Source organism: Ruegeria sp. CDSA141 (assembly GCF_059612005.1).
Map to the genome: position 1 here is coordinate 1 of NZ_JBXWPT010000008.1, position 15,351 is coordinate 15,351.

Here is a 15,351-nt window from a genome sequence, read left to right on the forward strand (position 1 = left end):
ATACACCCCTGAAACTCAGGGGCTTGAATCACGCAGCCAAGTCGACCGCAACCAAATTAATAGGTCCAGAACCTAGCCATTCTTTCCTCTCCAGCCTAATTCCCCTTAATGTGGGTTTCGACCCGTCATTCGAGAAACGTCCAAATGATCGAAATCCGCGACCTGCAACTGCTCAGCGCCCTTGCGCGGCACCGCCATTTTGCCAAGGCGGCCGAAGAGTGCGGGATTTCGCAGCCTGCGTTCTCGATGCGCATTCGTAATCTTGAGGATCGGCTGGGCGTCTCCATTGTCCGCCGCGCCAACCGGTTTCAGGGTCTGACGGAAGAGGGGGAGATGATCGTCCAGCGGGCGCGTCGCATTCTGGATGACACCAAGGCACTCGAGCAACAGGTACTGGCCGCCAAAGGCGAGATCACCGGCACGCTGATTTTGGGCGTGATCCCGACGGCCATCGCCTTTACCGGGCGGCTCACCAAACGGTTGAGACAGGCGCATCCACGTATCATTACGCGCATCGAAACCATGTCAGCCACCGCCATTCAACACCGGCTGGACGAAGGCAGCCTGGACGCTGGGGTAACGTATGGCGACAGCATCGGGACCGACCTGCGACAGGTGCAACCTTTGTACGAGGAAACCTATGTTCTGCTGGTCCCGTCGCACATGACGGACGAAACCGGTCCGATACCTTGGGCGCGCGTGGCCGAATTCCCGCTAAGTCTGCTCGAGCCGCAGATGCAGAACCGGCGTATTCTGGATCATGTATTTGAAGACCAGGGTTTGTACCCGGACGTGGTTGCCGAAACCAGCGGGTTTACCGCTTCGATGGTGATGGCACGCGAGGGGCTGGCCGCCACGGTTGTGCCCCGTGTCCTTATTCGGGCATTGGGCGAGTTGAAAGGGACAAAGGTGCTGCCGCTGGTCGAGCCCATTGTCAGCAAACCGATTTGTCTGGCGACACGAAGCCGCGATCCAGAACTGCCAACTGTACGGGCGTTGCGCGCCGTGGTGACGTCTTTACGGTGATAAGGTGTCGTTATCGTGCAATTGCCAAAAGCGATTTGACGATATGTTAGCCTGATGAGACACGGGGCCTGAATCGGAGGGCATCATGGCACCATTAGACACCAAGCCATCAGGCGCACCCAAGGGCGTCTGGAAGTCAGGTAAAGGCAAGGGGCGACACACGCCCAAAGGTCGTCAGTTCACGGATGAGGCGCAGGCTGAAATTCACCGCCTGCTGGGCGACCGCCCGCGCCGCCGCGATCTGCTGATCGAATTCCTGCATTTGATTCAGGATGAACACGGCTACATCAGTGCCGACCATATTGCCGTGCTGGCGGTCGAGATGCGGATCGGTCAGGCGGAAATCTACGAGACCGCGACGTTCTACGCTCATTTCGACGTGGTGAAAGAAGGCGAGACTCCTCCGCCTGCGCTGACCATTCGCGTCTGTGATTCCCTGTCCTGCGAAATGGCGGGTGCCCAACAACTGCAAAAGGCACTGAAAGACGGTCTGGACCCAACCGAAGTCCGTGTGGTCCGCGCGCCCTGCATGGGCCGCTGTGACACAGCGCCGGTGCTGGAGATCGGTCACAACCATATCGACCATGCCACCCCCGAAAAGGTGCAGGCCGCGATTGCTACGGATGACACCCATGCCCTTCTGCCCGACTATGAAGCTTTCGCAGCGTATGAGGCAAATGGCGGTTACGCCACGCTGAAGAAACTGCGTGACGGCGGCAATTGGGAGAATGTACAGGAAGATGTGCTGTCCTCGGGCCTGCGGGGTCTAGGTGGTGCGGGCTTCCCGTCGGGCAAAAAATGGGGCTTTGTTCGCATGAACGATGGTCCGCGCTATCTGGCCGTCAATGGCGACGAGGGCGAGCCCGGCACCTTCAAAGACCGCTATTACCTGGAACGCACACCGCATGTCTTCCTTGAAGGCATGTTGATCGCCGCCTGGGCGGTCGAGGCCGAGACCTGCTTTATCTATATGCGCGACGAATACCCTGCGGTTCTGGAAATTCTGCGCCGCGAGATCGCCGCGCTGGAAGGTGCCGGAATTGTTGAGCCTGGCTATATCGACCTGCGCCGTGGCGCTGGCGCCTATATCTGCGGTGAAGAATCCGCGATGATCGAGTCGATCGAAGGCAAAAAAGGCCTGCCGCGTCACCGACCGCCCTTCGTGGCGCAGGTCGGCGTGTTTGGACGCCCGACGTTGGTGCACAACGTGGAAACGCTCTACTGGGTGTCCAAGATCTGCCGGGAAGGTCCGGAAATCCTCAATTCGGTTGAAAAGAATGGCCGCAAGGGACTGCGCAGTTATTCGGTCTCGGGCCGGGTGGCGAAACCCGGCGTCTACCTAGTGCCGGCAGGGTCGACCATTCTTGACGTTATTGATGCCGCCGGGGGCATGGCCGAAGGTCATGTGTTCAAGGCGTATCAACCGGGCGGGCCGTCGTCAGGTCTTCTCCCCTCCAGCATCGACGACGTCCCGCTCGACTTTGACACCCTACAGCCGCTGGGCTCGTTCATCGGGTCTGCTGCGGTTGTGGTTCTATCCGGTCAGGACACGGCCCGCGATGCGGCGCTGAACATGCTGCGATTCTTCGAGGACGAAAGCTGCGGCCAGTGTACCCCCTGTCGGGCGGGTTGCGAAAAGGCGGTCAAGCTGATGCAGGCCGACAAGTGGGATCAGAACCTGCTGGAAGATCTGTGTCAGGTCATGGGCGACGCCTCGATCTGTGGTCTGGGGCAGGCGGCCCCGAACCCGATCCGTCTGGTCATGAAACATTTCGCTGACGAAATCTGAGGGAGACAGAGCCATGCTTGATGCAAGCCCAACCAAGACCGTCACCTTCAACCTGAATGGCGATGACGTCACCGTGCCCGAAGGCACCACCATCTGGGACGCGGCCAATGGCCGTGGACTGGTTATTCCACATCTTTGTCACAAACCGGCACCGGGTTACAAACCCGATGGCAACTGCCGCGCCTGTATGGTCGAGGTGGAAGGCGAGCGTACTCTGGTCGCCTCGTGCATCCGTCCGGCTGCTGACGGGATGGTCGTCAAGACTGACACCGACCGCGCCGAGAAATCCCGTGCGATGGTCATGGAACTGCTGGTGGCTGACCAGCCCGAGCAACCCCATGACGCATCCAGCCATTTCTGGGACATGGCCAGGCTGAACGATGTCAGCGACAGCCGCTTCCCGGCAAAAGAAGCCGAGAAGATCCCGCTGCTGGATGACAGCCACGTTGCGATGCGCGTCAATCTGGATGCCTGCATCAACTGCAACCTCTGCGTCCGTGCCTGCCGCGATGTGCAGGTGAATGACGTGATTGGCATGGCTGGTCGCGGCCACACCTCTCAGGTGGTGTTCGACCAGAACGACCCGATGGGCGATTCAACCTGTGTCGCTTGTGGTGAATGTGTTCAGGCGTGCCCGACCGGCGCCCTGATGCCTGCAACCGTGCTGGACGACCAACAGCAGGGGGACAGCAAAGATTACGACTCTGAGACCGAAAGCGTCTGCCCGTTCTGTGGCGTAGGGTGCAAGGTTTCGCTGAAGGTCAAGGACGGCAAGGTCAAGTATGTCGAGGGCATCAACGGCCCGGCAAACGAAGGCCGTTTGTGCGTCAAAGGCCGCTTTGGGTTCGACTACATCCACCACCCGCACCGCCTGACCAAGCCGTTGATCCGGCGCGAGGACGCGCCCGAGAAGGGGCTGAACGTCGATCCCGGTAACATCGGCACCCATTTCCGCGAAGCGACATGGGAAGAGGCGATGGATCTGGCCGCAACCAGGTTGATGGCCCTGCGCGACGAAAACCCGCGTTCGATTGCTGGCTTTGGTTCGGCCAAATGCACCAACGAAGAAGCCTATCTGTTTCAGAAGTTCATCCGTCAGGGGTTCAAGCACAACAACGTCGACCACTGCACCCGTTTGTGTCACGCATCGTCTGTGGCCGCTCTGATCGAGAACGTCGGCTCGGGCGCCGTGACCGCGACCTTCAACGAGATCGAAAACGCGGATGTGGCGATCATCATCGGGTCGAATCCGATCGAGAACCACCCCGTTGCCGCGACCTATTTCAAGCAGTTCGCGAAACGCGGCGGCAAGTTGATCGTGATGGACCCGCGCGGCGTTGGTATGCGCAAGTTTGCCGACGAAATGCTGCAATTCCGTCCCGGTGCGGATGTCTCGATGCTCAACGCGATCATGAATGTGATCGTCGAGGAAGAGCTGTATGACAGCCAGTACATCCACCGCTGGACCGAGAACTGGGAAGCCGAGAAAGAGCATCTTCGCCAGTTCACGCCCGAGGCGATGGCGCCGATCTGTGGCATCGAACCGGATCAGCTGCGCCGCGTTGCGCGCACCTTTGCACAAGCCAAGGCTGGTCTGATCTTCTGGGGCATGGGCGTCAGCCAGCACATCCACGGCACAGATAACTCACGCTGCCTGATCTCGCTGGCTCTGATGACCGGGAACGTCGGCAAACCCGGCGCGGGTCTGCACCCTCTGCGAGGCCAGAACAACGTGCAGGGCGCGTCAGACGCGGGTCTGATCCCGATGTTCCTTCCGGATTACAAGACTGTTACGGACGATGGCATTCGTGCGCAATTCACCAATGTCTGGAAATCGGATGATTTCTCGAACGAGAAGGGCCTGACCGTCACAGAGATCATCGACCAAGCCTATGCGGGCAACATCAAGGGTATGTACATTCAAGGTGAAAACCCGGCCATGTCCGATCCGGATGTTGGCCACGCACGTGAGGCGCTGGCCAAGCTGGACCTGATGATCGTGCAGGACATCTTCCTGACCGAAACCGCGAACTATGCGGACATCATCCTGCCGGCCTCGGCGCTGTATGAAAAGAACGGCACGGTGTCGAACACCAACCGTCAGGTTCAGCGTGTCCGTCCGGCCGTGGCACCTCCGGGTGAGGCACGCGAGGATTGGAAGATCACAGTCGAACTGGCACAGCGGATCGGTCTGAACTGGGATTACACCGATGTGTCTGAGGTCTTTGCCGAGATGAAACTGACTATGGAATCGCTGGACAATATCACGTGGGAACGGCTGGAAACCGAGACGATCACCTATCCGTCGCTCAGCGAAACCGATCCCGGCCAGTCTATCGTGTTCGGTGATGGTTTCCCTCGTGCGGGCGGCAAGGCAAGGTTCACACCGGCCAGCGTCATCCCGCCCGATGAGGCGCCCGATGACGAATACCCGATGATTGCCACCACTGGCCGTCAGCTGGAACATTGGCACACCGGATCGATGACCCGCCGCGCCAAGGTTCTTGACGCGGTTGAGCCCGAGGCCAACTGCTCGATGAACCCGCGCACACTGAAGCTGATGGGAATCGAACCGGGTGAAATGATCCGCCTGACCACGCGCCGTGGTTCGATTGAAATCATGGTGCGCGCCGACCGGGCAATTGCCGAAGACATGGTGTTCATTCCGTTTGCATATGTCGAAGCGGCAGCGAATATCCTGACGAACTCGGCCATCGACCCTTACGGCAAGATCCCCGAGTTCAAGTTCTCGGCCATTCGTGTCGAAAAGATCGAGGATGCGATCGCAGCGGAATGAGATCGCTGCCAGACTGAATAAAAGCGGCCTCGGAGGGGGCCGCTTTTTTCTTCGCCACGCCATAGTCTTATCGACTGGTTCATTTGACTGGCCCTTACGACTCGTTCGCTACATTTTTCTGAGGTCTTAGGCCGTGACCTCGGAGCAGGTGACTCGTCAGCAGCTGTGTTACAGTGGCATGGAACCGCCATGCCGCAGCGATAGAATGGCTGAAGGCACAAGATAATCAGAAGCTATTCGCGTTCCCACGGGCGCCGAAAATTGCTGACAAACCAGGGAAAGGTGAGAAGACAAACTGTCAGGTCATGGATTGAGATGTCGCGGTGTCTGTACAATTTCCCTGTTTCTAAATTTGCGGAAAAACCCAGATGTACTGGTGAATTACTCACTGGACACCGGTGAGTCTTATTGTCGTCTGGGATACCACGCTGGTTTCGGCACTTGAATCTTTCTGAAACAAGGTTTCCCGACCACCAATGAAGTCGGAATGAGCCGTCTAAAAGGCGTTTTGAACACCCAACACCTGCTAGCGCGACACGAAAGGGCGGCTCAATTTAACTTCTTTTTGACAGTTGGTTAGTAATCGCGTTCGAAGAATAAACCCACGCCTGTCTCGCCACGACCATCGACGGTACCACGTACTGTGAAACTGTCGGTAACATCGAGATTCAGGTTCACTTCGGTGTCGCCTTCGGTGTTCACAGTGAAGTCTGTATAAAGGTTTTCACCCAGATATGCGCCAGCGCCCAAACGGCCCGCGCCGCCTTCCGAAGCACCGATGTCAACCGTATCCACTCCGGTGGAATCGCGCAGGCCTTTCGTTGCATCACCTCCCGCACCGCTAAGCTGCGCCAGTGATGCCGCCATCTGCGCGATCAGGAACGGCGAGATTTCTGAAAACCGGTTCCCGAAAAGCAGCATCGCCAGCGCTTCTTCAGCCGGACGTTCGGGGTCGGAAAACACATTGACCTCAGGTGAATCCAGCGGGCCTGCAATTTCGATGGTCGCTGTGCCGTCGGACGTGCTGGCCGAAGACTCGAACTCGATATACGGTGTCAGGTCACCCTGTAGTGTGACGATCCCCTTTGTCAGTGCCAACCTGCGGCCCAGAATGTCGAAATTCCCCCGGATCAGTTCGATCTGACCGGACGGAACAACAGAGGCTGTGGTGCCCCCGATGAGAATCCGACCGCCCAGTTCTGCATTCACGCCTCGCCCTGTGACAAAAACCGCCTTGGGTGCAAGCAGGCTAATATCCAGCGCAATCCGGGACGCGCTTTTCTCGGATCCTTCGATCACAACCAATCCGGCACGCTCTCGCGTGACGAAACCGGGATGACTTTCGTTAATGTGCTGGATATCCGGGATAGGTGCCGCGCCTACCGCGCCGGACGCGGCTGCAAGGTTGATGTTGGTCTCGTCAAACGTGATCTGCCCTGCCAAAGAACTGTTTCCGGCCAAAGCCCCGGTCATAGCAATCTGGCCGTTCAGGGTGGTTTCATACAGCAACTGGTCCGTCAGCACGAGGTTGTTCAGGGTGGTGGTGATCTGGGCGTTGAACGGAGGGGTCAGGTCAACAGGTCCGTTGACGCTAAAGCTGCCGCCCGCCCGAACTCCGCCATTCAGTGTGATGGTTGCGCGGCTTTGGGCCAGATCCACCTGACCACTGATCCCGGTAATGGTCTGACCCGCACCCGGAATGGCAAGCGATGTGCCCGAAGTGGTGACCGATCCGCTCAGTGACGCCAGCGTAGGCGCGCCCTTGAGGGCAAGATTGAAGCGCGCCGATCCGTCGATCTTGTTGGGTGTGATAAATACATTCGCGATTCCAAGGTTGATGCCGCCCTGTGCTGTCAGATCCGCCTGACCGCTGGTTTCGTCAAAGGTGCCGGCCAACGTGGTGTCTATGTCCGCGGGCCCTTGCGCCTTGGCGTCGATCGTCCAGATTCCATTGTCGCGCTGGGCCGTCCCTGTTGCTGCAACGGTGCCGGGGAACTCTGGAACAAACCGCTCAATCTGGTTTAGTTTGGCGTCAAAGTCGACGTCGGCAGACCCATTCCGGTCAACTGTTCCCTGAAGGCTGGCGTATGAGCTGTCTGGTCCGTCCAGACGGGCAGTGCCTTCTAGCCCAGAACCGGTTGGAGCGACGTTCCCGCTCAGGCTAAGCGGGCCGGACAAGGTTTGCGACAGGCGGCCGAGGTCATCCAATTTGGCGGAAAAGTCCAATCCACCAGCGTTTCGGTCCAACTTTCCTGATGCATTTGCCGACAGGGCGGTTCCAATCAGTTGGAACGTGCGGATGTTCAGACCTTCGTCGTTATTCACCGCGTCCACGGTCAGATTCGTTCGCCCCTGGATCAGGTCGTCTACGGCATCGAATCCGGTTTTGATATCGTCCGCAGCCAAATTGCCTATTACGTCGAACGCCATGCTGCCGACCGCGCCCTTGCCGGCAACATCCGCACGGATCGCTCCTGCCAGATCGCGTTTGGCAAGGCCTGAAAACAGCGAAAGGTCCGGGATGTTCAGATTGGCTTGTCCGTCAATAGCCAAAGCACTCTTTGGGTCGTCTATGGTGGCAGAGGCTTTGGCGGTCAGGGCAGAACCGTTTACCGTCGCGTCACGGATCACAATCCGTTCCTGGCTCAGCGCACCGTCGAACGTGATCTCGTTGCGACCGGCCAACAGCGGATCAATCTCGGTCAGGCCGGTTTTGATGTCCCGGCCGGACACGCTGGCTGTGCCGTCAAACTCCAGCGTCTGAACGGTTCCCTTTCCGTTCAGTTTCGCTTGCACTGCCCCCCCAAGCTCGCGGTTGGCAAGGCCTGAGAACACTGAAAGGTCCCGGGAATTGACCGTTGCCTGACCATCGATAGCCACGTTGCCATCAGGTGTCGTTACCGTGCCATCGACCTGCGCGCGCAAGGTATCCCCGATCAGGGTAAAATCACGGACGGTTACACCATCTGCGCCGCGCTTGGCGTCGAGCGTAATCGTTGTTTTTCCCCGGATCACCGGATCGATGTCATCACGCCCGGAAGAGAGGTCAGTGCCCTCGACCTCCAGTTTGCCGTCGAAACTGCCTTCCAGTGGTGAACCCTGACCAGTCAGTCGGGCAGAGACCTGACCGCCCAGCTCCAGCTTGGCCAGTTCCGAAAATCGGGACAAGTCCGTGGCTTCTAGAGTGGCGGTGCCGTCGACGGCCAACCCGGTGGACAGGCCGCTGATCAATGCGTCGATGCCCAAATCGTAGTCCGAACCGACCAGTTCGAACTCGGTCAGGTTGAGGGATTGGTCACTGCCATATTCGAAGGTGCCATCCAGAGTAATGCGGCTGCCCACTGCTGCATTCAGCCCGGAGTCAGCCATTTTGATACCGTCCAGAGCGGCTTGCAGATCGCCGTCGAAGCTCAGAGCATCACCCTGTTCCAGGGTTCCCTGCGCCGAGACTTGCGCGCGCTGCACGTCGAGCTGTTCGGTTTTCACGGCCTTCGCGGTCAGGCTCAGATCCCAAAGGTTGCCGTTCTTTTCGTCGAACAGCGCGGAAATCTGTGCCGCTCCAATGGATGTGTCGCCGCCTGAGACAGGCAGAACAACGCTTTGCCCTTCTGGCGGAGTAATTCGCCCCTGAAGGGCCGCCAGTTGAAGCTGACCACCCGCTGCCAGTTCCAGCTGACCCTCAAGGTTCAGCGCTTGCGAGGTGAGTTCCAGATCACTGATGGTCAGCGCACCTTCGGGCAGCGTCCGCCCATCCACATACAGCCGTGTTTTGGCGCCGAAGAATGTATCCATATTGTCGGCTACAAATGGTGTCAGATCACCGCCGAGATCGGCGGTAAAGGCAATACCCTCTTCCGCGCTTGCCGCCGCAGTCGGGGCCGAGCGCAACCGTACCTGCCCTGTCACCCGAGGCTGACCATCGCTGCTGAGGCCGATATCTGCTGTGAAGTCGGTCACCGGTCCGGACCCTTTCGCGGTCAATCCAATCGGCGGACTGTCCGGAATTTTCAGAGCGGCCGAGATCAGGCCGCCCGCTGCCTCTGTCACCTGAAGGTCAAGATCGATCTGGCTGTCTGAATTCTGAAAGCCCGCAGTCAACTTGATTTCATCACCGGCCCGATCCAGCCGGGTAATATCCAGATTGGTGTCCAGCGTCCCGTCGACAAGTGACAGGTTGCCATTGACCGCCAATTCCGCGGCCACTCCGATCAGAGGCTGGCCCAAAGCCAGCTCGTCGATGCGGATTTCGCCGATTTCGATGGCAACGGGCAGTTCAGGCAGTTGGAAGCCTTTTGTTTCTGCGGTCGGCGGCGGCGTATCCTTGGTGGTGGTGCCCGGCGCGCGGGCGACGTCGATCTCGTGCGCAGTCAAAGCATTGACCGAGAACCGCCCACGGATCAAAGCCAGTCGGTTCCAGTCCAGTTCGGCATCCTTGATGGTAAGCCAGACTCCTTCGTCATCTGCAACCGTGATCTCCGCAATCGTGGCGCGTGAACTCAGCGCACCCTGCAGGCCTTTGACGGTGACGTTCTGATCGTCGCCCGACAGGGTATCCTGTAGGAACCGCTCGATCATGCTGCCGCCTTCATCTTCCTGCGGATGTCCGGCCACCGGCACGAATGCCAGCGCGCCGATCAACAGAGGGTATGAAAGGTATCGTCTCAAAACGCCTGTCCGATCCCGATGTAGAACTGTAGCCCGTCCCCGGTGGGACCGCTGACAGGATAGGCCAGATCAAAGCGCAGGGGGCCAAACCCGCCCAGATCATATCTTACGCCAATACCAGCGCCAGAGTGGTCTTCTGCGCCGCTGCCGATAAAGGACGACGTGTCGACAACACCGTAGTCATAAAATCCGACCAGTGACAGGCTGTCGGTTACCTTGCCACGGATCTCACCGGACAAGCCAATAAACGACTTACCGCCCGCGATGCCGGTCCCGACCGGAATGCCGAGACTTTCATACGGCTGCCCGCGCACGGTTCCCGCGCCGCCCGAGAAGAACAGAAAGTCAGGTGTGACGCCATCGGCGGGTGGGCCAATCACGGATCCCAGTTGCGCGCGACCGGCCAAAACGATCCGCCCCCCTGTCCCCAGGCTGGTATAGGCCCGCCCATCAAAGAAAAGGCGGATGCCGGTATCCGTACCGGAAATTCCGACAAAGGGCATGACTTGCGAGTCCAGATAGAATCCGCGCGTGGCGCTGACTTTGCTGTCGCGTTGGTCCCATTCGGATCGGAACGGCAGGATGAAATACCTGAACTTGCGCCCGCTGCCATATGCATCGTCCGCGTCCGACCACTGAAATCCGGCCGATGCCTCGGCGTAGAGACTGTCTGAAAACGTTCGGCGCGCACCATAGGCCAGCGAAGCCACCGTCACATTATAGTTTTCGGTGTTGCGGCGTTCCAGCAGGGTGCTCCAGAAGGTGTTGTCATCGGGGCCAAGCCGGTCAGGTTGATCCAGACGCAGCCCGATCCGGCCATCGATATCCTCGGCACCACCAATATTTCGAACCGCCGCTTCGAAGCGCAGACGTTCTGCGCGCCTGAACATGTTGCGATGGGTCCATGTCGCGGTCACATCAACACCATCGCGAGAGGCCAGTTCCACACCAAAGGTCAACCGACGTTTGGGCAAGTCTTCGAACGTGGCATCGAAATCCAGTGTGCCATCGGGGTTTGGGGTCTCTCGTTCCTGCAGCGAGACCACGTTGAACGTACCGGTCCGGCGCAATCGTGTTCCAACCTTCTGAATTTTCTCGGGCGAATATACCTCTCCACTGGGGAACCCGGCGATCTTTTCGATGGACCTGTGACGCACATCTGAATCGCCTTTGATAAACATTCTGCCAAATGTCAGCCTGCGTCCGGGATCAAGGTCGATCTGGGCATCCAGGCGGGCTTGTGCGTGGCGCGCGATGATTGTCTGACCCGCAACACTGGCTTTTGCATGACCAGCGTTCCTCCAGCCCTGAACACCGGCCGAGGAGGCCTGTTGAATGGCTCCGGTTGTCGCCAGTTTCCCTGAGGCAAAGTCTTCGGGCAGCTCCGTGTCGGGGGCCAGGGGCTGAACAATGGCGGTGCCGAAATTGAAGCTTGGCCCGGTTTCAACGGTAATCGCAGCACGGTTGATTTGTGCAGGCACCGTGAGAGAGCTCAGTTCGGCCGCTTCCTGTCCATCAAGCTTGATGCTGACGACCGGACTGAAATACCCTTCGTCGTACAGGATTTGTACAATCGTTCGGTAATCCGACAAAGCCGCTGAGAGGATTTCAAGCGGGGTGTCGAGGCCACGTTCTTCAGCCGTCGTTACTGAGGATGTCTTTTCGAGGCGTTCAACCAGTTCTTTCGATGCGCCGGGGGCAGAGAGTGAGGTTTCCAGCGCCACCAGTGTGGTTGGGGCCAAAGTCACAACTGCGGCCATCAGCCAGCGCCCCAGACGGCATTGCCGCTTGCTCCTTCGCATGAATTGCCCCAAATGCCCCAATTCCAGTTCTCTTGCCCGCGCCATGCACGGTCGTTTGAATTCAAGTTAGAGCATCTGAATGCGGAAGAGGAAAGGAATTATGCATGAGACACGTTTTTTTTGGGCCTTATTGTGTTGACGTCACCGCCCGGCTATTCGGCTGCCATAAGGCGGGCCACGTCCAGCATTCGCGCCGAAAACCCCCATTCGTTGTCGTACCAACCAAAGACCCTAATCTGATTTTCACCCACCATACGGGTCTCAGGCCCGGCAATAACCAGCGATTCAGGGCGAGCCCGCAGGTCGGACGAGACCAGAGGCAAGTCAGTCCAGCCAAGCACAGGTGATGCAGCAACGGCCTGCTTCAGGGCGTGATCGAAGGTTTCTGCACTCATGCCGCGCTGCAATGTGACCACAAGGTCCACGGCTGACACACTTGCCGTGGGAACGCGGACAGCCGCGCCCGAAATGCGCCCGGCCAGATGAGGCAGGACGACATCGATAAGGAGCATCGCGCTCGATGTGGTCGGCACCATCGACAGTGCCCCTGCCCGAGAACGGGCCAGGTCGCCGCGCGGGGCATCGACCATTGGCTGGCTGTTGGTATAGCAGTGGATGGTGGTCATGTGCCCCGATGCGACGCCGCCGATATCGTCGATGGCCTTGACCAGTGGCGCCAGCCCATTGGTGGTGCAGGACGCGTTTGACACAATCCGGGCGTTGCCCAACTGGTCCTCGTTTGCGCCCAGAACGATGGTGACATCAGCGGCGGGGGATGGGCCTGAGATCAGTACTTTACCTGCGCCCGCGGACAACCCGCGACGCGCAACGTCCGAGCTGCGGGCGATACCCGTACAATCCAGCATGACGTCAACGCCCGACAGATCAACGCGGGACAGATCGGCGCTGTGGGTCATGGGAATCGCGCGTCCATCCACGATCAGCGCGGCGTCCCCCCCGAACACATCGCCGGGATAGGGGCCGAATGTGCTGTCGTATTTGAACAGGTATGCGCAGGTGTCCAGCGGCGCGATGTCATTGATCAGCACCAGCTCGATATCCGACCCTGCCGGCAGGGCCAGAACCTGCCGCAGGATCGTGCGGCCAATGCGGCCGAATCCGTTAATCGCGAGTTTCATGCGCAAGCTATGGCAGGCCGGTCGGGTGACCTCAATGCCTGATCTGACGCTGTGTCAGTTGCAACTGACCTGCGAGAAAAACTGGCCCGAGATGTTCTGATACATACTGGCCACGATCGGTTTGCACCCGGTTGCCTGCTGAATCGCGGCAATGGCCTGAACCGTACGCAGGCGCGGTGGAGGCCCGAAGGGGTTGAGGTTGTTGTTGTCACGCGTGGCGCGATAAACGACCGGCGCGTCGGAAACCTGTGTCACCGCCCAGTTGCGGCTCATGACGAAGACGGATTTGGTTTCTTCCTTGGCCGATATCGGCGAGGTATATAGGGCCGCAGATGCAGCGAGTGCTGCGATGGCCATTGGGGCAGGGCGTAGTTTCATGGAACAATCTCCAGTGCTAAAAATCAGAATTTATTTGAATTTCAGCAAATTCAGGCCCGTCTGTGAAGCCCTAAGGTCATAAAATTGTGGCGCCACCTTGTCGGGCAGTTGTAACCGGCGAGGCGGGGGCAAAGGCAAATGTCGGTTGAAGCCCTTGTGCCACCAAAACCTGAATCGCCCCGGATCGCCTGTATTGCAGGCTTGCGAACAGAAATCGCGCAGATAGGCCAGTTCGGGATAATTTGAAGGTTCGCTTCGGGGCTTGGCCCCGCCGGATCAGGTGTATAACCTTGACCACAAATGATTTCAGTTCTGTGAGGCCGCCATGAATGCCCCGATTTTAACCGCCATAGCCGCATTCGGCATTCTTTTGATGACCAATGCGGTCGAGGCCAAGCCGCTATCTCGAATCATAGCCGAGATGGGGTTGTCTCCAGCAGATTTTGAAGTGGTCAACGCGGCCTCAAACGCGCTTTTGACCAGTGGCACGCCATCCGTGGGCCAGGAGCGGTCATGGAAGAATGACGACACGGGTTCAAAAGGAACAATCCGGGTGCAATCGGTGAAGGGAAATTGCGTTGGTCTTCAGCATGTGATTCAGCCGGACGGTGGTGATCAGAGCAGGGAAATCCGAACCCGCCGATGCAACGATGGCAATGGCAACTGGATCCTTACGCCCTGATCATCGGGTCAGGTTTCAATAGCCCTGATCGCGATTGACTTCATGTAGCAAGGGCGCGCCAGAACAGAGGCGTTGGAAGTTTTCAGCCACATCCGACAACGCATCGCCCAGATGCCAGCCCGAAACATGTGGCGTGATCGTAACGCCGGGGTGGCGCCATAGCGGGCTGTCTTGTGGCAAAGGTTCCCGCGACGTGACGTCCAACACGGCATGCCCCGGAACACCTGCGTCCAGTGCCGCGATGAGGGCGCCCTCATCAATCAGATTTCCGCGCCCCGCGTTCAGCAACTGACTGCCGGGTTTCATCGCCGCCAGCATCCGGGCATCAAACAGGCCAGCGGTTTGAGGGGTCGAGGGCAGGATTGCGCAAACGTGGTCGCATTGGCGAAGAAGCGCGGGCAACGCGTCCTGCCCATGCAAACAAGTTGCGCCTTCGATGGCTTTGGGCGTACGGCTCCAGCCCATCACCTGAAAGCCCACGGCGTGCAGCATCCGCGCGGTGCGGGCACCGATGTGACCAAGACCCAGAACGCCGACCACGGTGTCCGGCGTAAAAACCGGTGCGCGCGGGGACCACTCGGCGCGGGTTTGGGCCGCTTCGTGAAATGCCATGTGTCGCTGAGCGCGCAGGATATAGGCAAGAAACCACTCGGCAATGCCCTGCGCCGGTGCGTCAGGCTTCAGGCGGGCGATGCGAACGTGACCGGGCAAACCGGGATGACTGACAATGGTTTCCACCCCTGCACCCAGCTTTTGTACCAGTTTCAGGTTGGGCAGTCGCGTCGGGTGGTCACGTTGCATATCAACCACGGCCAGCATTGTTATGTCATCCGGATTTCCCAACGTATCGGCGGTGCGGATATCCGCATCCGGCAACACCGCCTGTAAACTGCGGGCAATGTCGTCATCACTTATCCAGTTGGACAACCCGGTTTCGATCAACAACGCCATGTACGGCTCCTGCTTAGGTTTGATGCGGTGACGTCCCGTCATTACGGTGGACAGGGCCCGGGCAGTTAAGCCATCCTTGCGGCAAAAGTATAGCCCGGACTGGGTGCTTGACAGGGACATTT

Annotated in this window: 9 protein-coding genes; 4 read left to right on the forward strand and 5 right to left on the reverse strand. The window is 58.8% G+C overall.

The annotated features are described in order from the left end of the window. Positions 1–144 precede the first annotated feature (144 nt). The 3 genes from AC2FLP_RS12580 (at position 145) to fdhF (ending at position 5,612) form a co-directional block, all read left to right on the forward strand. A complete protein-coding gene (locus AC2FLP_RS12580) occupies positions 145–1,026 on the forward strand; it encodes a LysR family transcriptional regulator (protein ID WP_496676548.1) in 882 nt (293 codons plus the stop codon). A gap of 85 nt (positions 1,027–1,111) precedes the next feature. Further along, the gene (locus tag AC2FLP_RS12585; RefSeq protein ID WP_496684124.1) at positions 1,112–2,815 is read left to right on the forward strand and encodes an NAD(P)H-dependent oxidoreductase subunit E; all 1,704 of its coding nucleotides are present in this window, start codon (positions 1,112–1,114) and stop codon (positions 2,813–2,815) included. Between the two features lie 13 nt (positions 2,816–2,828). Beyond that, positions 2,829–5,612, forward strand: a complete 2,784-nt coding sequence (fdhF, locus tag AC2FLP_RS12590) for a formate dehydrogenase subunit alpha (RefSeq protein ID WP_496684122.1) — start codon at positions 2,829–2,831, stop codon at positions 5,610–5,612. A gap of 576 nt (positions 5,613–6,188) precedes the next feature. Here fdhF and AC2FLP_RS12595 read toward each other — a convergent pair. From AC2FLP_RS12595 to AC2FLP_RS12610, 4 genes are all read right to left on the reverse strand, one after another. After that, positions 6,189–10,277 carry a translocation/assembly module TamB domain-containing protein gene (locus AC2FLP_RS12595; protein ID WP_496684120.1) on the reverse strand — a complete coding sequence of 1,363 codons (4,089 nt, stop codon included), beginning with the start codon at positions 10,275–10,277 and terminating at the stop codon, positions 6,189–6,191. Next, positions 10,274–12,037 (reverse strand): autotransporter assembly complex protein TamA, encoded by a 1,764-nt coding sequence (locus tag AC2FLP_RS12600; RefSeq protein WP_371415310.1) that lies wholly within the window; start codon positions 12,035–12,037, stop codon positions 10,274–10,276. The genes AC2FLP_RS12595 and AC2FLP_RS12600 overlap by 4 nt, the downstream gene beginning before the upstream one ends. Positions 12,038–12,231: 194 nt before the next feature. Then, on the reverse strand, positions 12,232–13,218 hold the full coding sequence (locus AC2FLP_RS12605) for a type I glyceraldehyde-3-phosphate dehydrogenase (RefSeq protein WP_496684118.1): 987 nt from the start codon (positions 13,216–13,218) through the stop codon (positions 12,232–12,234). Between the two features lie 54 nt (positions 13,219–13,272). Continuing rightward, positions 13,273–13,596, reverse strand: coding sequence for a hypothetical protein (locus tag AC2FLP_RS12610; protein ID WP_496676559.1), 324 nt, complete (start codon positions 13,594–13,596; stop codon positions 13,273–13,275). A gap of 325 nt (positions 13,597–13,921) precedes the next feature. Between AC2FLP_RS12610 and AC2FLP_RS12615 the strand changes: the two genes are divergently transcribed. Next, complete coding sequence (locus AC2FLP_RS12615; RefSeq protein ID WP_117869765.1) at positions 13,922–14,278, forward strand: hypothetical protein; 357 nt, start codon at positions 13,922–13,924, stop codon at positions 14,276–14,278. A 15-nt stretch (positions 14,279–14,293) separates the two neighbouring features. Here AC2FLP_RS12615 and AC2FLP_RS12620 read toward each other — a convergent pair whose 3' ends face one another. Beyond that, positions 14,294–15,229, reverse strand: a complete 936-nt coding sequence (locus tag AC2FLP_RS12620) for a 2-hydroxyacid dehydrogenase (protein ID WP_299898517.1) — start codon at positions 15,227–15,229, stop codon at positions 14,294–14,296. Between the last annotated feature and the right edge of the window lie 122 nt (positions 15,230–15,351).